This window comes from Streptomyces sp. NPDC031379, assembly GCF_055569615.1.
In genome coordinates, this window is the sequence record NZ_JBVIIT010000031.1 from 1 (window position 1) to 19,810 (window position 19,810).

At 72.2% G+C, this 19,810-nt stretch carries 20 protein-coding genes; 13 read left to right on the forward strand and 7 right to left on the reverse strand.

Translation table 11 applies throughout. The features are described from left to right. Nucleotides 1–801, forward strand: an 801-nt coding sequence (locus ACZ5CW_RS34890; RefSeq protein WP_468608648.1) for an acyl-CoA carboxylase biotin carboxyl carrier protein subunit, incomplete at its 5' end; no start/stop codon positions are given. A 170-nt stretch (nucleotides 802–971) separates the two neighbouring features. Here ACZ5CW_RS34890 and ACZ5CW_RS34895 read toward each other — a convergent pair. Together ACZ5CW_RS34895 and ACZ5CW_RS34900 are read right to left on the reverse strand one after the other, a co-directional pair. After that, nucleotides 972–1,895 (reverse strand): DeoR/GlpR family DNA-binding transcription regulator, encoded by a 924-nt coding sequence (locus ACZ5CW_RS34895; RefSeq protein ID WP_468608850.1) that lies wholly within the window; start codon nucleotides 1,893–1,895, stop codon nucleotides 972–974. Between the two features lie 188 nt (nucleotides 1,896–2,083). After that, the gene (locus ACZ5CW_RS34900; protein ID WP_468608650.1) at nucleotides 2,084–3,532 is read right to left on the reverse strand and encodes an NAD(P)H-quinone dehydrogenase; all 1,449 of its coding nucleotides are present in this window, start codon (nucleotides 3,530–3,532) and stop codon (nucleotides 2,084–2,086) included. Nucleotides 3,533–3,627: 95 nt separating this feature from the next. On the opposite strand from ACZ5CW_RS34900, the gene ACZ5CW_RS34905 reads away from it, so the two are divergent. The 3 genes from ACZ5CW_RS34905 to ACZ5CW_RS34915 all read left to right on the forward strand — a co-directional run bounded on the left by ACZ5CW_RS34905 (nucleotide 3,628) and on the right by ACZ5CW_RS34915 (nucleotide 6,882). Beyond that, nucleotides 3,628–4,065 carry a gamma-glutamylcyclotransferase family protein gene (locus tag ACZ5CW_RS34905; protein WP_468608652.1) on the forward strand — a complete coding sequence of 146 codons (438 nt, stop codon included), beginning with the start codon at nucleotides 3,628–3,630 and terminating at the stop codon, nucleotides 4,063–4,065. A 124-nt stretch (nucleotides 4,066–4,189) separates the two neighbouring features. Next, entirely contained in the window at nucleotides 4,190–5,014 is an 825-nt protein-coding gene (locus ACZ5CW_RS34910; protein ID WP_468608654.1) for a purine-nucleoside phosphorylase, read from the forward strand. A 221-nt stretch (nucleotides 5,015–5,235) separates the two neighbouring features. Continuing rightward, on the forward strand, nucleotides 5,236–6,882 hold the full coding sequence (locus ACZ5CW_RS34915) for a phospho-sugar mutase (RefSeq protein ID WP_468608656.1): 1,647 nt from the start codon (nucleotides 5,236–5,238) through the stop codon (nucleotides 6,880–6,882). A 515-nt stretch (nucleotides 6,883–7,397) separates the two neighbouring features. Here the strand turns inward: ACZ5CW_RS34915 and ACZ5CW_RS34920 are convergent. Continuing rightward, on the reverse strand, nucleotides 7,398–8,099 hold the full coding sequence (locus ACZ5CW_RS34920; RefSeq protein WP_468608658.1) for a PH domain-containing protein: 702 nt from the start codon (nucleotides 8,097–8,099) through the stop codon (nucleotides 7,398–7,400). A gap of 137 nt (nucleotides 8,100–8,236) precedes the next feature. Here ACZ5CW_RS34920 and deoC point away from each other — a divergent pair, with 137 nt between their 5' ends. From deoC to ACZ5CW_RS34935, 3 genes are read left to right on the forward strand one after another with little or no spacing between them, the layout of a single operon-like run. Beyond that, on the forward strand, nucleotides 8,237–9,235 hold the full coding sequence (gene deoC, locus ACZ5CW_RS34925) for a deoxyribose-phosphate aldolase (protein WP_468608852.1): 999 nt from the start codon (nucleotides 8,237–8,239) through the stop codon (nucleotides 9,233–9,235). Nucleotides 9,236–9,240: 5 nt separating this feature from the next. After that, nucleotides 9,241–10,698: an aldehyde dehydrogenase family protein gene (locus tag ACZ5CW_RS34930; protein ID WP_468608660.1), complete on the forward strand. Its 1,458-nt coding sequence runs from the start codon at nucleotides 9,241–9,243 to the stop codon at nucleotides 10,696–10,698. Then, entirely contained in the window at nucleotides 10,699–11,604 is a 906-nt protein-coding gene (locus ACZ5CW_RS34935; protein WP_468608662.1) for an aldehyde dehydrogenase family protein, read from the forward strand. It begins immediately after the preceding gene. A 120-nt stretch (nucleotides 11,605–11,724) separates the two neighbouring features. Here the strand turns inward: ACZ5CW_RS34935 and ACZ5CW_RS34940 are convergent, their stop codons facing one another. Further along, nucleotides 11,725–12,126 (reverse strand): hypothetical protein, encoded by a 402-nt coding sequence (locus ACZ5CW_RS34940; protein ID WP_468608664.1) that lies wholly within the window; start codon nucleotides 12,124–12,126, stop codon nucleotides 11,725–11,727. A 127-nt stretch (nucleotides 12,127–12,253) separates the two neighbouring features. Between ACZ5CW_RS34940 and ACZ5CW_RS34945 the strand changes: the two genes are divergently transcribed. Beyond that, nucleotides 12,254–12,889: a uridine kinase family protein gene (locus ACZ5CW_RS34945; protein WP_468608666.1), complete on the forward strand. Its 636-nt coding sequence runs from the start codon at nucleotides 12,254–12,256 to the stop codon at nucleotides 12,887–12,889. Nucleotides 12,890–13,026: 137 nt separating this feature from the next. Here the strand turns inward: ACZ5CW_RS34945 and ACZ5CW_RS34950 are convergent, their stop codons facing one another. Continuing rightward, a complete protein-coding gene (locus ACZ5CW_RS34950; protein WP_468608668.1) occupies nucleotides 13,027–13,794 on the reverse strand; it encodes a SigE family RNA polymerase sigma factor in 768 nt (255 codons plus the stop codon). A gap of 242 nt (nucleotides 13,795–14,036) precedes the next feature. On the opposite strand from ACZ5CW_RS34950, the gene afsQ1 reads away from it, so the two are divergent. From afsQ1 to ACZ5CW_RS34975, 5 genes are all read left to right on the forward strand, one after another. Then, nucleotides 14,037–14,714, forward strand: coding sequence for a two-component system response regulator AfsQ1 (gene afsQ1, locus ACZ5CW_RS34955; protein WP_176985599.1), 678 nt, complete (start codon nucleotides 14,037–14,039; stop codon nucleotides 14,712–14,714). Further along, nucleotides 14,711–16,312, forward strand: a complete 1,602-nt coding sequence (locus ACZ5CW_RS34960; protein WP_468608670.1) for an ATP-binding protein — start codon at nucleotides 14,711–14,713, stop codon at nucleotides 16,310–16,312. Before afsQ1 ends, ACZ5CW_RS34960 begins: the two co-directional genes overlap by 4 nt. Next, a complete protein-coding gene (locus tag ACZ5CW_RS34965) occupies nucleotides 16,309–16,911 on the forward strand; it encodes a hypothetical protein (RefSeq protein ID WP_468608672.1) in 603 nt (200 codons plus the stop codon). Before ACZ5CW_RS34960 ends, ACZ5CW_RS34965 begins: the two co-directional genes overlap by 4 nt. A gap of 113 nt (nucleotides 16,912–17,024) precedes the next feature. Then, nucleotides 17,025–17,585, forward strand: a complete 561-nt coding sequence (locus tag ACZ5CW_RS34970) for a VanZ family protein (protein ID WP_468608674.1) — start codon at nucleotides 17,025–17,027, stop codon at nucleotides 17,583–17,585. A gap of 112 nt (nucleotides 17,586–17,697) precedes the next feature. After that, entirely contained in the window at nucleotides 17,698–17,898 is a 201-nt protein-coding gene (locus ACZ5CW_RS34975; protein WP_468608676.1) for a PspC domain-containing protein, read from the forward strand. Between the two features lie 104 nt (nucleotides 17,899–18,002). Here ACZ5CW_RS34975 and ACZ5CW_RS34980 read toward each other — a convergent pair whose 3' ends face one another. Next, nucleotides 18,003–18,398, reverse strand: a complete 396-nt coding sequence (locus ACZ5CW_RS34980; RefSeq protein ID WP_468608678.1) for an ATP-binding protein — start codon at nucleotides 18,396–18,398, stop codon at nucleotides 18,003–18,005. A 150-nt stretch (nucleotides 18,399–18,548) separates the two neighbouring features. Further along, the gene (locus ACZ5CW_RS34985; RefSeq protein ID WP_468608680.1) at nucleotides 18,549–19,736 is read right to left on the reverse strand and encodes an adenosine deaminase; all 1,188 of its coding nucleotides are present in this window, start codon (nucleotides 19,734–19,736) and stop codon (nucleotides 18,549–18,551) included. Nucleotides 19,737–19,810: the final 74 nt, after the last annotated feature.

The window sequence follows — 19,810 nt, forward strand, 5'->3', positions numbered from 1 at the left end:
GCGCTGCGCGGGCACTCCTTCGAGTTCCGGATCAACGGCGAGGACCCGGGCCGCAACTTCCTGCCGGCGCCGGGCACCGTCACCCGGTTCGACGCGCCCTCCGGCCCCGGTGTCCGCCTGGACGCGGGCGTGGAGGCCGGCAGCGTGATCGGCCCGGCCTGGGACTCGCTGCTGGCCAAGCTGATCGTGACCGGCCGCACCCGTCAGGAGGCACTGCAGCGCGCCGCTCGCGCGCTGGAGGAGTTCCAGGTCGAGGGCATGGCCACGGCCATCCCGTTCCACCGCGCGGTCGTCACCGACCCCGCCTTCGCGCCGGAGCTGACCGGCTCCGACGAGCCGTTCACGGTCCACACCCGCTGGATCGAGACCGAGTTCGTCAACGAGATCAAGCCGTTCGCCGCCCCCGCCGACACCGAGGCGGAGGACGAGAGCGGTGGCCGCGAGACGGTCGTCGTCGAGGTCGGCGGCAAGCGCCTGGAGGTCTCCCTGCCGTCCTCGCTCGGCATGAGCCTGGCCCGCACCGGCCTGGCCGCGGGCGCCAAGCCCAAGCGCCGCGCCGCGAAGAAGTCCGGCCCCGTCGCCTCCGGCGACACCCTCGCCTCGCCCATGCAGGGCACCATCGTCAAGGTCGCGGTCGAGGAGGGCCAGGAGGTCCAGGAAGGCGACCTGATCGTCGTCCTGGAGGCCATGAAGATGGAACAGCCCCTCAACGCGCACAAGGCCGGCACCATCAAGGGCCTGACCGCCGACGTCGGCGCGTCCATCACCTCGGGCGCCGCGATCTGCGAGATCAAGGACTGACGGCAAGCAGTCCGAGCCGCGACGCCCGGTGGACCGGTACACGGTCTGCCGGGCGTCCGGTGTCTGCGGGCCCCGGGGGCGCGGGGAACCGCGCGAGAACCACGACGGACCCGCAGCCGCACGCGGGCAGGACCCCCTGGGGCGAGGGGGCGCAAACCCGGCGGAGCCCCCTAGCGGCGCCGCAGGTCCGCCACGCGCCCCCGCTCGGCACCGGCCGCCGACTCGCCCAGCCCCGCGGCGCGCAACGCGGAGGCACCCGGTACATGCCCTCGCCGGGGCCCCGGCAGGGCCCGCTGCTGACGCGCCGCAGGCCCTTGCTCACCCCCCGGGCTCCCGCTCGCCCCGGCCACGGCGATCTGCACCCCCTGGTCGGCAAGGGCCTGCAACTCGGTGGCGGCACGGTCGTCGTGGGCGGGCGGCTCGTCGGTGACCAGGCGGGTGATGAGGTCCGTCGGCACGGTCTGGAACATCGTGTCCGTGCCGAGTTTGGTGTGGTCGGCGAGGACCACGACCTCCGCGGCGGCCTGTACCAGCGCCCGGTCGACGGACGCCGAGAGCATGTTGGACGTGGACAGTCCGCGTTCGGCGGTGAGCCCGCTCCCGGACAGGAAGGCCCTGGAGACGCGCAGCCCCTGCAGGGACTGCTCGGCGCCGGAACCGACGAGGGCGTAGTTGGAGCCGCGCAGGGTGCCGCCGGTCATCACGACCTCCACCCGGTTGGCATGGGCCAACGCCTGGGCCACCAGCAGGGAGTTGGTGACGACGGTCAGTCCGGGCACCCGTGCGAGCCGGCGGGCCAGCTCCTGCGTGGTGGTACCCGCGCCGACCACGACGGCCTCGCCCTCTTCGACGAGGCCCGCGGCGAGGTCGGCGATGGCCGTCTTCTCGGCGGTCGCGAGATGAGACTTCTGCGGAAAGCCGGACTCCCGCGTGAACCCGCCCGGCAGTACCGCACCGCCGTGCCGGCGGTCGAGGAGTCCTTCTGCCTCCAGTGCGCGCACGTCCCGCCGTACGGTCACTTCGGAGGTCTGGACGACGCGGGCGAGTTCACGGAGCGACACGGCACCGTTCGCTCGCACCATTTCGAGGATCAATTGGCGACGTTCAGCAGCGAACACGAAACTGACAGTAACCCCAGCGACCGTCTGCTTTCAGCAGTTTGCGCCGAATAACAGAAGATGTTCGCACGGCAGGGGCGGAAGTGGTATAGGACCTATCCGCCCCGACTATGCCGTCCGCACACGCGGCAACTCCCCGTGACCAGCGGGGAATCGACGGCCCCTCAGGCCTCCGCGCCCGCCTTGCGGGTGTGCAGCTGCCGGGCGACCTCCGCGATCGACCCCGAAAGGGAGGGGTAGACCGTGAACGCGTTCGCGATCTGTTCGACCGTCAGATTGTTGTCGACGGCGATCGAGATGGGGTGGATGAGTTCCGAGGCGCGGGGCGCCACGACCACACCACCGACGACGATGCCCGTGCCGGGCCGGCAGAAGATCTTGACGAAGCCGTCCCGGATGCCCTGCATCTTGGCCCGCGGGTTGCGCAGCAGGGGCAGCTTGACGACCCGCGCGTCGATCTTGCCCGCGTCCACGTCCGCCTGCGTGTAGCCGACGGTGGCGATCTCGGGGTCGGTGAAGACGTTGGAGGAGACCGTCTTCAGGTTCAGCGGGGCCACCGCGTCGCCGAGGAAGTGGTACATGGCGATACGTCCCTGCATGGCGGCGACGGACGCGAGGGCGAAGACACCGGTCACGTCACCGGCCGCGTAGACGCCGGGGGCGGTCGTCCGGGACACCTTGTCGGTCCAGATGTGACCCGACTCGCGCAGCCTGACGCCGGCCTCCTCCAGGCCCAGGCCCGCGCTGTTGGGGATGGCGCCGACGGCCATGAGGCAGTGCGAGCCGCTGATGACGCGCCCGTCGGCCAGCGTCACCTCCACCCGGTCGCCGACCCGCTTGGCGGACTGGGCGCGGGAGCGGGCCATGACGTTCATGCCGCGGCGGCGGAAGACGTCCTCGAGGACGGCGGCGGCGTCCGGGTCCTCACCGGGCAGCACGCGGTCCCGGGAGGACACGAGGGTGACCTTCGACCCGAGGGCCTGGTAGGCGCCGGCGAACTCGGCACCGGTCACACCGGAGCCGACCACGATCAGCTCTTCCGGCAGCTCGGTGAGGTCGTAGACCTGGGTCCAGTTGAGGATGCGCTCGCCGTCGGGCTGGGCGTCGGGCAGCTCGCGCGGGTGACCGCCGGTGGCGATGAGGACGGCGTCGGCGACGAGGGTCTCCTCGGTGCCGTCGGCCGCCGTGACGACGACCTTGCGGGAGCCGTCGAGGGCCTGCATGCCGTCCAGCCGGCCGCGGCCGCGCATCACCCGGGCGCCGGCCCGGGTGACGGACGCGGTGATGTCGTGGGACTGGGCGAGCGCGAGCCGCTTCACACGCCGGTTGACCTTGCCGAGGTCCACGCCGACCACCCGGGCCGCCTGCTCCAGGGGCGGGGTGTCGTCGGCGACGATGATCCCCAGCTCCTCGTAGGAGGAGTCGAAGGTGGTCATCACCTCGGCCGTAGCGATAAGAGTCTTCGACGGCACGCAGTCGGTCAGCACCGACGCTCCGCCCAGACCGTCGCAGTCGACGACGGTCACCTCCGCGCCGAGCTGGGCGGCCACCAGGGCCGCCTCGTATCCGCCGGGTCCGCCACCGATGATCACGATCCGAGTCACGTACTCCATTGTCCCGCACGCTTCAAGGTGCTACTGCCCGGGGGCGCACCGGAGGTCCTCGTGGGACACGAGTGACCCGCGATCGCCTGCCGTACCCTCTCTCCATGTCGCTCTACGCCGCGTACGCCGGCAACCTCGACGCGCGGCTGATGTCCCGCCGCGCCCCGCACTCGCCGTTGCGTGCCACCGGGTGGCTGAACGGCTGGCGGCTGACCTTCGGCGGGGAGCAGCTGGGCTGGGAGGGCGCGCTGGCGACGATCGTGGAGGATCCGCTGGCGCAGGTCTTCGTCGGCCTGTACGACCTCGCGCCCATGGACGAGGAGTCGCTCGACCGGTGGGAGGGCGTGGGTCTCGGCATCTACCGCCGGGTCCGTGTGCGCGCGCACACCCTGGACGGCGAGGAGCCGGCCTGGGTGTACGTCCTCAACGGGTACGAGGGCGGGCTGCCGTCGGCGCGGTATCTGGGCGAGGTCGCCGACGCGGCGGAGTCCGCCGGGGCGCCCCACGACTATGTGATGGAACTCCGCAAGCGACCCTGCTGAGCGACCCGACCGCGATTTTCCTGGTCTTTTGCCCACTGCTTGTGGAAAACGACAAGACAACGATCGCAAACCCGTTGGCTCTGTCATCTACGCGCGTAGGCGAGAAGCGGCTACCCTCGTCGGCGTGAACGCATCTCTTCTTCCGGACGACATTCAGGGCGACCCCTACGCCGCCGCCGACGCCGCCGCCGCGCGCCTGCGCGAACTCACCGGCGCCGAGACCCACGACGTCGCCCTCGTGATGGGCTCCGGCTGGGCTCCGGCCGTCGACGCACTGGGCGCACCCGACGCCGAGTTCCAGGTCACCGAGCTGCCCGGCTTCCCGCCGCCGGCCGTCGAGGGGCACGGCGGCAAGATCCGCTCGTACTCCTTCGGTGGCAAGCGCGCGCTGGTCTTCCTGGGCCGCACGCACTACTACGAGGGCCGTGGTGTCGCCGCCGTCGCGCACGGCGTCCGTACGGCCGTGGCCGCCGGCTGCAAGACCGTGGTCCTCACCAACGGCTGCGGCGGCCTGCGCGAGGGCATGCGCCCCGGCCAGCCGGTCCTCATCAGCGACCACATCAACCTGACGGCCACGTCCCCGATCGTCGGCGCCAACTTCGTCGACCTGACGGACCTCTACTCCCCGCGTCTGCGCGCCCTGTGCAAGGAGATCGACCCCACCCTCGAGGAGGGCGTCTACGCGCAGTTCCCCGGCCCGCACTACGAGACCCCGGCCGAGATCCGCATGGCCCGCGTCATCGGCGCGGACCTGGTCGGCATGTCCACGGTCCTCGAGGCGATCGCCGCCCGCGAGGCCGGTGCCGAGGTGCTGGGCATCTCCCTGGTCACCAACCTGGCCGCGGGCATGACCGGTGAGCCCCTCAACCACGAGGAGGTCCTCCAGGCGGGCCGCGACTCGGCAGCCCGCATGGGCCAGCTGCTGACCCAGGTACTGGGCAGGATCTGATCACCGCACGGCACTGAGCGGGGCGTGGCGCTGCGGTCCGGGTGAGCGGGACGCCGGCGCTGCGGTCGCGGTGTGCGGAGCGCGGATGCCGCCGGCGGTGGCGCGATCATGCTCGTCAGTCCTTCGGCCGACCGGGTCGGGTGGGCGGACGGGCGAAGACGGGGGTCCGGGGGCGGAGTCCCCGGCGGGACCAGGCAAACACAGGAGAGGTTGATCCCAAGGTGCACGACGATCTCATCGCCCGGGCCAAGACATGGCTCGCCGAGGATCCCGACGCGGAGACTCGCGACGAACTCGCCGAGCTGATCGACGCCGGTGACACGGCGGAACTGTCGGCCCGCTTCTCCGGCACCCTCCAGTTCGGCACCGCCGGCCTGCGGGGCGAACTCGGCGCCGGCCCCATGCGCATGAACCGCAGCGTCGTCATCCGCGCCGCCGCAGGCCTCGCCGCGTACCTGAAGAAGAACGGGACCCCCCACGGGGACGACCATGCCGGGCTCGTCGTCATCGGCTACGACGCCCGCCACAAGTCCGCCGACTTCGCCCGGGACACCGCCGCCGTGATGACCGGCGCCGGCCTGCGCGCGGCCGTGCTCCCGCGCCCCCTGCCCACCCCGGTCCTGGCCTTCGCCATAAGGCACCTCGGCGCGGTCGCGGGCGTGGAGGTCACCGCCAGCCACAACCCGCCCCGGGACAACGGCTACAAGGTGTACCTCGGCGACGGCTCCCAGATCGTCCCGCCCGCCGACGCGGAGATCGCCGCCGAGATCGACGCCGTCGTCTCCCTGAACGACGTACCCCGCCCGGACCAGGGCTGGGGGACCCTGGACGACTCGGTCCTGGACGCCTACCTCGCCCGCACGGACGCGGTCCTGGCCCCCGGCTCCCCGCGCACCGCCCGCACCGTCTACACGGCGATGCACGGCGTCGGCAAGGACGTCCTGCTCGCCGCGTTCGCCCGTGCCGGCTTCCCCGAGCCGGTGCTGGTCGCCGAGCAGGCCGAGCCGGACCCGGACTTCCCGACGGTCGCCTTCCCCAACCCGGAGGAGCCGGGCGCGATGGACCTGGCGTTCGCCCGGGCCCGCGCCACCGACCCGGACCTGATCGTCGCCAACGACCCCGACGCCGACCGCTGCGCCGTGGCCGTCAAGGACGGCGGCGACTGGCGCATGCTGCGCGGTGACGAGGTCGGCGCCCTGCTCGCCGCCCACCTGGTCCGCCGCGGAGCGCGCGGCACCTTCGCCGAGTCGATCGTCTCCTCCTCCCTGCTCGGCCGGATCGCCGAGAAGGCGGGCCTGCCGTACGAGGAGACCCTGACCGGCTTCAAGTGGATCGCCCGCGTCGACGGCCTGCGCTACGGCTACGAGGAGGCCCTGGGCTACTGCGTGGACCCCGAGGGCGTGCGCGACAAGGACGGCATCACGGCCGCGCTGCTGATCACGGAGCTGGCGTCCGTGCTCAAGGAGGAGGGCCGTACGCTCCTCGACCTCCTCGACGACCTCGCCGTCGAGCACGGCCTGCACGCCACCGACCAGCTGTCGGTGCGCGTCCAGGACCTCTCGCTCATCGCCGCCGCGATGCGCCGCCTGCGTGAGCAGCCGCCGACCGAGCTGGCGGGGTTGTCCATCACCCGCGCCGAGGACCTCACGCGGGGCACGGACAAGCTGCCGCCCACGGACGGCCTGCGCTACACCCTCGACGGTGCCCGTGTCATCGTCCGCCCGAGCGGCACCGAGCCCAAGCTGAAGTGCTACCTGGAGGTCGTCGTACCGGTCGCGGACCACGCCGGGCTCCCGGCCGCCCGCGCCCGCGCGGCCGAGCTGCTGGACGCCGTGAAGCGCGACCTGTCGGCGGCCGCCGGCATCTGAGCCCCGCCGCCGAGCCGCCGCCTCGGAGCCCCCGCTCGGGGTGCCCCTGCCGGGGCGGCCCGGCCGGTGGGCAGGCGACGGTTCTGCGGGCCTTTCCCGGCGGACCGCTCAGGGCAGGGGGACGGTCGGGGCAGGCACACCAGGGCGGCGGTCCACGCGATCGCCTGGAGCGGCGCCAGGGGCCACAGGGGACGGCCCCGGCGCTCATTCCCGGCGCTCGTTCCCGGCCGGTGCGGCGGGCGCAGCGCCGGGTCCCGCCCCCAGGGCGGTGGTCTCCGCTGCGGTCCGCTCGTGCGGGTGCGGCGGCCCGAACCGGCGCTCCGGCCACGGCCGGCGGGGGCGCGTTCGCCGGTCACGGCGCGACGAGGCCCGCCGGTCGTCCGGCTCCAGCCCGGTTCCCGCGCACTCGACGGTTCTCGTACGGTGCGGGCGGGCCGGCCCGGGGTCGAGGCGCTCGGCCCGGGCGAGTCGTGGTCCGCCGGTCAGGCGGCCGGGGCCGCCCCGCGGACCGTCGCTCAGCCCACCGCCAGCAGAATCGCCAGCAGTACGGCTCCGGCCACCGCCGGCGCGGCGATCTCGTAGGCCCAGCGGACCGTCGTCTCGCCCTGGGCGGTCTCCGCCTCCGCGCGCCGCTCGAGCAGGTCGCGCAGGTCGTCCATGACCTGGTCGGTCTCCGCCCGGGTCGGCCCGGTGTCCGCGCCGCGCAGGCCGAACCCGCCGAGGCCGAGACCGCTCGGCCCGAGTCCGCCGACCCGTCCGCCCGGCGTCACGCCCCGGGCCGCGTCCGCCGCCGCCCGCTGCTGCCGGCGAGTCGCCTTCTTGCGGCCCCGCAGCGAGACGGGGATCGCCCACAGCTGGTACTTGGCACCGGACTTGGCGACGACCTCGTTGGAGTAGCCGGAGCGCAGGCCGGCGACATCGCCCCAGGGCAGGGTGACCACCCGGAAGGGGTTGCGGATGCGCAGCCGGTCCTCGTTGGCGAAGACCGCGGGCCGGAGCGTGAAGGCGACCACCAGGGGAACGGCCAGGATCATCCCGGCGAGCGCCAGCCACGGGGTGCGGCCGTGGCCCTTGAACAGCGCGTCGAAGCCCAGCCAGCACGCGACCACGAGCAGCAGCACGCCGCCCGCGAGCGCCATGGGCGAGCGGTAGATCCGGTCCTTGGCGGCGGGCACCGGAGGCTGTGGCGCGGGTGACTGGTGGTCCGGGGTGGTCATGGTCCCGATTCTGCCCGACACCGGCGGCGCTGCCCCCACCCGCACCGAGACCGGCGCTCATCCGTGATCTCCGCAGGAGCGATGAGCACCCGGGGGTATACATTCGCTACGCGCGTAGATATGCTCGTCTGGTGACCATGCCCACCTCCCCCAAGTTCTCGGCTTCGCTCGAACAGGGCGGTGCCCCCACACCCACAGCACCCGCTCTCGCAGACGTCACCGCGTCCGACAGCACGCTGCGCCGCTTCCTGCACGGGCTGCCCGGCGTCGACGCGGTCGGCCTGGAGGCGCGCGCCGCGTCTCTCGGCACCCGTTCCATCAAGACCACCGCGAAGGCGTACGCCATCGACCTCGCCATCTCGATGGTCGACCTGACGACGCTGGAAGGCGCGGACACCCCGGGCAAGGTCCGGGCGCTCGGCGCCAAGGCGGTCCATCCCGACCCCACGGACCGTACGAGCCCGACCACGGCCGCGGTCTGCGTCTACCCCGACATGGTGGCCGTCGCCAAGGAGGCCGTCGCCGGCTCCGGCGTGAAGGTCGCCTCGGTGGCCACCGCCTTCCCGGCCGGCCGCGCCGCCCTCGACGTGAAGCTGGCCGACGTCCGCGACGCGGTCGCCGCCGGCGCCGACGAGATCGACATGGTCATCGACCGGGGCGCGTTCCTCGCCGGCAAGTACCTGAAGGTGTACGACGAGATCGTCGCCGTGAAGGAGGCCTGCGGGACGAGCGCCCGGCTGAAGGTCATCTTCGAGACCGGCGAGCTGTCGACGTACGACAACATCCGCCGCGCCTCCTGGCTCGGCATGCTGGCCGGCGCCGACTTCATCAAGACCTCCACCGGCAAGGTCGCCGTCAACGCGACCCCCGCCAACACCCTGCTGATGCTTCAGGCGGTGCGCGACTTCCGCGCCCAGACCGGCGTCCAGGTCGGCGTGAAGCCCGCCGGCGGCATCCGCACCAGCAAGGACGCCATCAAGTTCCTCGTCCTGGTCAACGAGACCGCCGGCGCGGACTGGCTGGACAACCACTGGTTCCGCTTCGGCGCCTCCTCGCTCCTGAACGACCTGCTGATGCAGCGCCAGAAGCTGGCCACCGGCCGCTACTCCGGCCCCGACTACGTGACGGTGGACTGATCATCATGGCTTCCGTATTCGAATACGCACCGGCGCCCGAGTCCCGCTCGGTCGTCGACATCGCCCCCTCCTACGGCCTGTTCATCGACGGCGAGTTCGTGGACGCGGCCGACGGCAAGGTCTTCAAGACGGTCAGCCCGTCGACCGAGGAGGTCCTCTCCGAGGTCGCGCAGGCCGGCGCCGAGGACGTCGACCGGGCCGTGAGGGCCGCCCGCAAGGCGTTCGGGAAGTGGTCGGCGCTCCCCGGCTCCGAGCGCGCCAAGTACCTGTTCCGCATCGCCCGGATCATCCAGGAGCGCAGCCGTGAGCTGGCCGTCCTGGAGACGCTGGACAACGGCAAGCCGATCAAGGAGACCCGCGACGCGGACCTCCCCCTGGTCGCCGCGCACTTCTTCTACTACGCGGGCTGGGCCGACAAGCTGGACCACGCCGGCTTCGGCACGAACCCGAGGCCGCTCGGTGTCGCCGGCCAGGTCATCCCCTGGAACTTCCCCCTGCTGATGCTGGCGTGGAAGATCGCCCCGGCTCTCGCGACCGGCAACACGGTCGTCCTGAAGCCCGCCGAGACGACCCCGCTGTCCGCCCTGTTCTTCGCGGACATCTGCCGCCAGGCGGGCCTGCCCAAGGGTGTCGTCAACATCCTTCCGGGCTACGGCGACGCGGGCGCCGCGCTCGTCGCGCACCCCGACGTGAACAAGGTCGCCTTCACCGGCTCCACGGCCGTCGGCAAGGAGATCGCCCGCACGGTCGCCGGCACGGACAAGAGGCTCACCCTCGAGCTGGGCGGCAAGGGCGCCAACATCGTCTTCGACGACGCGCCCGTCGACCAGGCGGTGGAGGGGATCGTCAACGGCATCTTCTTCAACCAGGGCCAGGTCTGCTGCGCCGGTTCCCGCCTGCTGGTCCAGGAGTCGGTCCAGGACGAGCTGCTGGACTCCCTGAAGCGCCGGCTGTCCACCCTGCGCCTCGGCGACCCGCTGGACAAGAACACCGACATCGGCGCGATCAACTCCGCCGAGCAGCTGGCGCGGATCACCGCGCTGGCCGAGCAGGGCGAGGCGGAGGGCGCCGAGCGCTGGTCGCCGGCCTGCGAACTGCCCACGTCCGGTTACTGGTTCGCCCCGACGCTCTTCACGAACGTCACCCAGGCGCACACCGTCGCCCGCGACGAGATCTTCGGCCCGGTGCTGTCGGTCCTCACCTTCCGCACCCCGGACGAGGCCGTCGCCAAGGCCAACAACACGCAGTACGGCCTGTCGGCCGGTATCTGGACCGAGAAGGGCTCGCGGATCCTGGCCGTCGCGAACAAGCTGCGCGCCGGTGTCGTCTGGTCCAACACGTTCAACAAGTTCGACCCGACCTCGCCGTTCGGCGGCTACAAGGAGTCGGGCTTCGGCCGCGAGGGCGGCCGCCACGGCCTGGAGGCGTACCTCGCCCCGTCGAGCCCGGAGGGCGAGCGATAAATGAGCACCGCAGAGAAGACCGAACGGCAGCGACTCACTGTCTTCAAGACCTACAAGCTGTACGTCGGCGGGAAGTTCCCGCGTTCCGAGAGCGGCCGGGTGTACGAGGTGACGGACTCGAAGGGCAACTGGCTGGCCAATGCTCCGCAGTCCTCCCGCAAGGACGCCCGTGACGCCGTGGTCGCGGCCCGCAAGGCGTTCGGCGGCTGGGCCGGCGCGACCGCCTACAACCGCGGCCAGGTCCTCTACCGCGTGGCGGAGATGCTGGAGGGCCGCCGGGACCAGTTCGTGCGCGAAGTGGCCGACGCGGAGGGCCTGTCCAAGTCCAAGGCGGCGGCGGTCGTGGACGCCACGATCGACCGCTGGGTCTGGTACGCGGGCTGGACCGACAAGATCGCCCAGGTGATCGGCGGGGCCAACCCGGTCGCCGGCCCGTTCTTCAACCTCTCCTCCCCGGAGCCCACCGGTGTGGTCGCCGTCGTGGCCCCGCAGGAGTCGTCCTTCCTCGGCCTGGTCTCGGTCGTGGCCCCGGTGATCGCCACCGGCAACACCGCGGTCGTGATCGCCTCCGAGAAGGCCCCGCTGCCCGCCCTGTCCCTGGGCGAGGTGCTGGCCACCTCCGACGTACCGGGCGGCGTGGTCAACGTCCTGTCCGGCCGCACGGCGGAGATCGCGGCGCCGCTGGCCGCGCACCAGGACGTCAACGCGATCGACCTCGCGGGCGCCGACGAGGTGCTGGCCAAGGAGCTGGAGATCGCGGCGGCGGACAACCTCAAGCGCGTCCTGCGTCCACAGCCTGTGGACTACTTCCGGACGCCGGGCACCGAGCGCATGACGGCGTTCCTGGAGACCAAGACGGTCTGGCATCCGACGGGTTCGCTGGGCGCGTCCGGGTCGTCGTACTGACGCACCGAAGCACCGGCGTACGGAGCGCGGAGGGGACGGCGGTCCCGGCCGGTCACGGGTGGCCCGCGGCCGGCCGTGACCCGCGGCCGAGCCGCACCCCCCGCGCCCTCGTGGAGCGCTTCAGTCGCCCAGTGAGCCCAGCACGTACCCGACCACCGGCACGCTGCCGATCGACGGAGCCTCCGCCACCGGCCGCGTCAGCCGCCGCGACTCCACGGGCTGGAAATCGGCGACCTGGGTGCCCACCCCGTTGTCGAGCGGGTCCACCCCCGTGCCCGCCAGCGGGTTGGGCCTGAGGCCGGCGACCGGGCCGGTGACGTGACCGGCGATGCCCGTCGCCGCGCTCAGGCCCGCCTGCGGGTCCACGTGACCGATTCCCGCGGGCCGGTAGTTGAGACCGGCGACCGGAATCGAGTCGGCGGACGCCGTTGCCGCCCCCGCGCCCAGGGCCGCTCCGGCGGCCGCGAGGGCGATCAGCGCGCGCTGCGCGGTGGGGTGCTGGGAAGAGGTGTGTCGGGCCATCGCTGGTGCCGCCTTCTGATGCTCAGGGTAATGAGGTCGACACGAAGGGTAGTTGAGGCGCGGCTCACGCTCAAAAGCCGACCCGCGGGGTCGGCAGGCGGCGCCCCATGCGTCAAACTGGTGTTCCGTGAGCATTCATCCCCCGTCTCCCGCCCGTGTCGTGCTGCTGTGCGGCCCCTCGGGCTCGGGCAAGTCCCTCGTCGCCGCCCGTTCCGGGCTTCCGGTCCTGCGCCTGGACGACTTCTACAAGGAAGCCGACGACCCGACTCTGCCCCTGGTGGAGGGCAGTTCGGACATCGACTGGGACCACCCTGAGTCGTGGGACGCCGACGTTGCGGTCGAGGCCATCGCCCGGCTCTGCGCCACGGGGTCGACGCCGGTGCCGGTGTACGACCTCTCGCAGAGCGCCCGTACCGGCGAGGAGATCCTGAGCATCGGCCGTACCCCGCTGTTCATCGCGGAGGGGATATTCGCCGCGGAGATCGTCGAGCGGTGCCGGCAGCGGGGCGTGCTCGCGGACGCCCTGTGCCTGTCCCGCGGTCCGGTCACCACCTTCCGGCGCCGCTTCCTGCGGGACCTCAAAGAGGGCCGCAAGTCGGTGCCGTTCCTGCTGCGCCGCGGCTGGCGGCTGATGCGCGCGGAACGGTCGATCGTCTCCCGCCAGGTGTCGCTGGGCGCGTATCCGTGCGACCGCGAGGAGGCACTGAGCCGGCTGGCGGCAGCGGCGGCGGGCCGGCAGACGCGCCGGCAGACGGTGGCGTAACCGCCGCGGGGAACGCGAAACGGGACTGGTCGGACCCCCCGGCCCACCAGTCCCGCTCCCCTGTGACTCCCCCGTGTTCCCCCGTGGGTCCACCCCCCAGTGGCCCCCCCTGTTTCCCCCGTGCTCCCCCCTTCGCCTCAGGCGACCAGCTCGCCGAAGGCGTCCTCCTCGTCACGGCCGAAGCTGAGGACCTCGTCCTCGCGCAGCCGGCGGAGCGACCGCCAGATGCTGGACTTCACCGTGCCGACACTGATGCCGAGGATCTCCGCGATCTCCGGGTCCGTGCGGCCCTCGTAGTAGCGCAGGACCAGCATGGTGCGCTGCGGCTCGGGCAGCCGGGCCAGCGCCTGCCAGAGGACCGCGCGCAGCTCGGTGCCGCGCATCGCGTCCGTCTCGCCCGGCGTCTCGGGCAGTTCCTCGGTCGGGTACTCGTTGAGCTTGCGGCGCCGCCAGGCGCTGATGTGCAGGTTGGTCATGGTGCGGCGGAGGTATCCGCCGACCGCCGCCTTGTCGCTGATCCGGTCCCACGCCTTGTACGTCGAGAACAGCGCGCTCTGCAGCAGGTCCTCGGCCTCGAAACGGTCGCCGGTCAGGTGGTAGGCGGTGGCGTACAGGGAGGCGCGGCGCTCCTGGACGTAGGCGGTGAACTCCGCCTCCGTCAGCGAACGACGCTCCCCCGAGTCCTCCCTGTACGCGGATCCCCCGTGCGTCTCCCCCGTGCGGGCGTCAACCACCGTCATGTAGGGCTGGCGCCCCTGCTGCATGGTCACGGTGTGCTGACGCCCGGTGCCGCGAGCGCACCCCCGCCCGCTCACGGCACCGGACTTCTCCGGACCGGACCCCCGGTGCACGTCGTGCAGACGCGTGACCACTGCGCTGGTGCTGATGCTGTGCAGCGTGTTCATCTCGCGCTCCCCGTCGTGGACTTCCGGTGATTCGGTCGTGCTCCGGACTGGTTCCGGCTGGCCGCCGTGCCCGTGCCCAAAAGACTGCCGGGGCCACTTCATCGCCGTGTCCGTCGACTGTCACAGACCTGTCACAGGGGTCCGGCACACTGCCGTCACAGACGGCACACAGCTGGTGGCGGTACGCGGGGATCGGTCCCACAGGTCGTCCGCCGGCCCCTCCATGGGCCAGAATGAGCCCCGTGCCTTCCCTGTTGCTGATCGAGGACGACGACGCCATCCGCACGGCCCTGGAACTCTCCCTGACGCGCCAGGGACACCGGGTGGCCACCGCTGCCAGCGGCGAGGACGGTCTGAAGCTGCTGCGCGAGCAGCGGCCGGACCTGATCGTGCTGGACGTGATGCTGCCCGGCATCGACGGGTTCGAGGTGTGCCGGCGCATCCGGCGCACCGACCAGCTGCCGATCATCCTGCTGACCGCGCGCAGCGACGACATCGACGTGGTGGTCGGGCTGGAGTCCGGCGCCGACGACTATGTGGTCAAGCCGGTGCAGGGGCGGGTGCTGGACGCCCGGATCCGGGCCGTGCTGCGGCGCGGGGAACGCGAGTCCAGCGACTCGGCGACGTTCGGCAGCCTCGTCATCGACCGTTCGGCGATGACCGTGACGAAGAACGGCGTGGATCTGCAGCTGACCCCGACCGAGCTGAGGCTGCTGCTGGAGCTGAGCCGGCGGCCCGGCCAGGCGCTGTCCCGGCAGCAACTGCTGCGGCTGGTGTGGGAGCACGACTACCTGGGCGACTCGCGCCTGGTGGACGCGTGCGTCCAGCGGCTGCGCGCCAAGGTGGAGGACGTGCCCTCCTCCCCGACCCTGATCCGTACCGTCCGTGGTGTCGGCTACCGCCTGGACACGCCTCAGTGACCGAAACGCAAGGGGGGCTGCGCGGCTGGACCGCGGGGCGCAAGGGAAGTCTGTCGCGGCTGCGGTTCACCAGCCTCAGGCTGCGACTGGTCGTGGTCTTCGCCCTGGTGGCGCTCACCGCCGCGGTGTCGGCGTCGGGCATCGCCTACTGGCTGAACCGGGAGGCCGTGCTCACCCGCGCCCAGGACGCGGTGCTGCGCGACTTCCGGCAGGAGATGCAGAACCGCGCCGGGGCGCTGCCGGAGCACCCCACGCAGGACGCGCTGCAGCGCGTCGCGGGCCAGATGGCCGACGGCAGCCAGCACTTCAGCGTGCTGCTGGTCGGCCAGGACGCGAGCGGCAAGACGGTGTACGGCAACTCCGGCGGCCTCAACGGCTTCTCGCTGGAGGACGTGCCCGAGTCGCTGCGCGCGGCCGTGAACAAGCGGCAGAAGGTGACCGACTCCAACAAGGAGCCGTACCACCTGTACTGGCAGCGGGTCACGGACCACGGCACGCCGTATCTGGTGGCCGGCACGAGGGTGATCGGCGGCGGCCCGACGGGCTACATGGCGAAGTCCCTGGAGCCGGAGGCCAAGGACCTCAACTCGCTGGCCTGGTCGCTGGGCATCGCCACCGGGCTCGCGCTGATCGGCGCCGCGCTGCTCGCGCAGGCCGCCGCCACGACCGTACTGAAACCGGTGCACCGGCTCGGGGTGGCCGCCCGGCGTCTGGGCGAGGGCAAGCTGGACACCCGGCTGCGGGTGTCCGGCACGGACGAACTCGCCGATCTGTCCCGGACGTTCAACAACGCGGCCGAGGCGCTGGAGCAGCGGGTGGCGGAGATGGCGGCCCGGGACGAGGCCTCGCGCCGGTTCGTGGCCGACATGTCGCACGAGCTGCGGACGCCGCTGACCGCCATCACCGCCGTCACGGAGGTGCTGGAGGAGGAGCTGGAGTTCGAGTCGGGGAGCATCGACCCGATGATCGAACCGGCGGTCCGGCTGGTGGTCAGCGAGACCCGCCGGCTGAACGACCTGGTCGAGAACCTGATGGAGGTCACCCGCTTCGACGCGGGCACCGCCCGGCTGGTCCTGGACGACGTCGACGTCGCCGACCAGATCACCGCCTGCATCGACGCCCGCGCCTGGCTGGACGCGGTCGAGCTGGACGCCGAGCGCGGCATCCACGCCCAACTGGACCCGCGCCGCCTGGACGTCATCCTCGCCAATCTGATCGGCAACGCGCTCAAGCACGGCGGATCGCCGGTGCGGGTGTCGGTGCGGGAGGCGGACGAGGAGGTGGTGATCCAGGTCCGCGACCACGGGCCCGGCATCCCCGAGGACGTCCTTCCGCACGTCTTCGACCGCTTCTACAAGGCGAGCGCCTCCCGGCCGCGCTCCGAGGGCAGCGGCCTCGGTCTGTCCATCGCCCTGGAGAACGCCCACATCCACGGCGGCGAGATCACGGCCGCCAACTCACCCGACGGCGGCGCGGTGTTCACGCTGCGGCTGCCCCGGGACGCCTCACGGCTGACCGAGGAGGCCGACGAGGGCCGGCACGACGGCGGGACCGGCACGACCGACAGGGACGACTCTGCGAGGAAGGAGGGGTCATGACCGTACGACGCCTGCTGGCGCTGCCCCTCCTGGGCGCGCTGCTCACCGGCTGCGGCATCCGGGCCACGGAGGTGCCGACCGACTTCGGGGCCGCGCCCTCCAGGGTGGCGTGCTCGCTGGCCGGGTCCGACGTGTCCACGCAGTCCTCGCAGGGCGTGCCGGTGCAGGTCTTCCTGCTGTGCGGGGCGTCCCTGGTGACCGTCGACCGGACGGTGCGCGTCCCGGACGGCACCCCGGACGCCCGGCGCCGGGTGATCGTGGCACAGGGGCTGCTGGACCAGCTCGCCGCGGCCCCGTCGGCCCCGGAGAAGGCGGCGGGCTACACGACGTACGTGCCGGGCGCCCTGAGCGTGTCCGGGCCCGGCCCGAAGGACCCCGAGGACACCCTGCGGCTGAGCAGCGCCCCGAGCCGCCTCAGCTCCTACGCCCTCGCGCAGCTGGTGTGCACCTTGTCCGATTCCGCCGCCACCGAGGGCGACGGCTCGGTCATCCTGGGCGGCCCCGGCACCACCCCGCTGCGCCGCTACGACTGCACCGACGACGTCCGCAACCGCCCGGGCTCCACGGAGCCGCCGTCCAGCGCGGTCACCGGCCCGTAGGCCGAACGCGGCCGCGCCGTCGCGGGGCGCTCTTCGCGCCGGACGACGGTGGGTCGTCGGCCGGAAAGTTTCGGTACGGAACCGTTCGGGTCCGGCTCTGCGTCTAGGGGGGCGTGCAGCGTCAAGGCTCCAACGGCGGCAGCGCCGAGATCCGCATCCGTGTGACGGGGGGCGTCCTCCTCGTCGCCCACCTCACCCTCGTCGGCTGGCTGATGCTGCGGCCCCTGGACGTGCCCTGGGTGATGCCCCCCAACCTGCACCCGACGGCCGGCATCCGGGCCGATCTGGCGCTGGGCTGGCCGGCGGCCGCGAAGCCCCTCGGCGAGGGCCTGGCGCTGCTCGCCCCGCTGGGCGTGCTGCTGCCGATGGCGCACGGCAGGCTGACCGTCTCCCCGCTCGCCTCGCTGCTCCGTACGGCGGCCGCGGCCGCCTTGGTCTCCCTCGGCATCGCCCTGCTGCAGACCGGCGTTCCGGGCCGGGTCGTGGACGTCGACTCGCTGCTGCTGAACACCTTCGGCGTGATCCTGGCCCACCTCGCCGTCGTACCGGCCGGCCGTGCCCGGCTGCGTCGCCGGGAGACGCCCGAGCACGCCGGGGCGGGGCCGGTCACCGTGCAGGAGGAGCTGTCTCAGGGTCGCACCCCGACGATTCCCAGGGTCGGGGTCGCCCCGTAGAGCGACGCTTCGTCCCCTTCGTCTCCCTACCGTGGAAGTCAGCTGGGGACGCCGCTCGGGCGGCCCCGACCACGGCCCGCCGAGCGGGCCGGCGACCACGGAGGAGACCGTCATGAGCGCCCTTGCCCGCCCCACCCACGGCCGCATGATCGGCGGAGTGTGCGCCGCGCTGGCCCGGCGTTTCGGCACCTCCGCGACGACGATGCGGGTGATCTTCCTGCTGTCCTGCCTGCTGCCGGGCCCGCAGTTCCTGCTCTACATAGCGCTGTGGATCCTGCTGCCCTCGGAGGACAAGGCCCGCGCCGCCTGGTGAGCATCGGGCACGCGAACGCCGCCGGGGCACTGCCGGACGGGCCGGGGCACCCGACGGCGGCGTGACGAGGCAGGACTCACCGGCCTGGCGTCGACCGGCAGGCCTCAGCCGACCGGGACACCGTTCACCGGCAGGCCGCGGGTGGGCAGGCCGTGCGTGGGCAGGCCGCGCGTGGGCAGCCCGCCCAGCAGAGCCGGGACCGGCTTGGTCGGGTTCTCGGCGACCTTCTGCGCGATCGGCTGCGCGGCGGCGAGACCCTTGCCGACGGCCGGCACCGCGGCGGCGGCACCTCGTTCCGCCACCGGCTTGACCTTCTTCAGCGCCCCGCTGTCGGGCAGCGCCTCGATGACCTGGGCGGGCGGCAGCGTCTTGGTGACGGTGTCCAGGGTCTGCGCGGAGTCGGGGACGGCCGGGGCGGCGCCGGCCGCGCCCGCACCGGCGGCGGCGAAGGCGACACCGAGGGCGGCGACACCGAGGGTCTTGGCAGCAGACTGCTTCATGGTGGATGCGTCCTTGAAAGCGTAAACGGAGATCACAGGAGATCTGAGCGGTCCACGACCGTAAACATGCCGGACCGGCCGCCGCAAACACCGAAATGCGGACGCCTCGTGATCGCGCGTCCGCATTCCCTGCCGGAAACGGGCCGGTGGCTAGCCCTCCGAACCACCGGAACCGCTGGTGGAGGCAGTCTGCTGGAACAGCCATTCGGATTTCAGCTCGGCATAGCCGGGCTTGACCACGTCATTGATCATCGCGAGTCGTTCATCGAAAGGAATGAACGCTGATTTCATCGCATTGACGGAGAACCACTGCAGATCGTCGAGCGTGTAACCGAACGCCTCGACGAGATGCTCGAATTCCCGGCTCATGGTGGTGTGCGACATCAGCCGGTTGTCGGTGTTCACGGTGGCCCGGAAGTGCAGCCGGCGCAGCAGTCCGATGGGGTGCTCGGCGTAGGAGGGCGCGGCCCCTGTCTGCAGGTTGGAGCTGGGGCACAGCTCCAGCGGGATCCGCTTGTCCCGGACGTACGAGGCCAGCCGTCCGAGCTGCACCGTGCCGTCCTCGCGGACCTCGATGTCGTCGATGATCCGCACGCCGTGGCCGAGCCGGTCGGCGCCGCACCACTGCAGCGCCTGCCAGATGGAGGGCAGCCCGAAGGCCTCGCCGGCGTGGATGGTGAAGTGGTTGTTCTCGCGCTTGAGGTACTCGAAGGCGTCGAGATGCCGGGTGGGCGGGTAGCCGGCCTCGGCACCGGCGATGTCGAAGCCGACCACGCCGGAGTCCCGGTGACGGTTGGCGAGTTCGGCGATCTCCAGGGAGCGGGCCGCGTGCCGCATGGCGGTCAGCAGGGCTCCGACCCGGATGCGGTGGCCGTTCTCCCGGGCGAGCCGCTGGCCCTGCCGGAACCCCTCGTTGACGGCCTCCACCACCTGTTCCAGAGTCAGTCCCCGGTCGAGGTGCTGCTCGGGCGCGTAGCGCACCTCGGCGTAGACGACCCCGTCCTCAGCGAGGTCCTCGGCGCACTCCCGGGCGACCCGGACCAGGGCCTCACGCGTCTGCATGACACCGACGGTGTGACTGAAGGTCTCCAGATAGCGCTCCAGCGAGCCGGAGTCGGCGGCCTCGTGGAACCAGATGCCCAGCTTGTCCGGGTCGCTCTCGGGAAGGTCCGCGTAGCCGGCCTCCCGGGCGAGTTCGACGACGGTGCCCGGGCGGAGCCCGCCGTCGAGATGATCGTGCAGCAGAACCTTGGGCGCCCGGCGGATCTGGTCCGGCGTCGGAACATGCGCCGGCACGGTGGCCGGGACCGTCCCGGTCGGTGCAGTCTGGCTCGTCATTTCCGCACTCTAGCGCCTACGCGCGTAGAGCGCCCGGTGTACGCGGCGGCTTCTTCCCGGCACTTTTCCGTCGA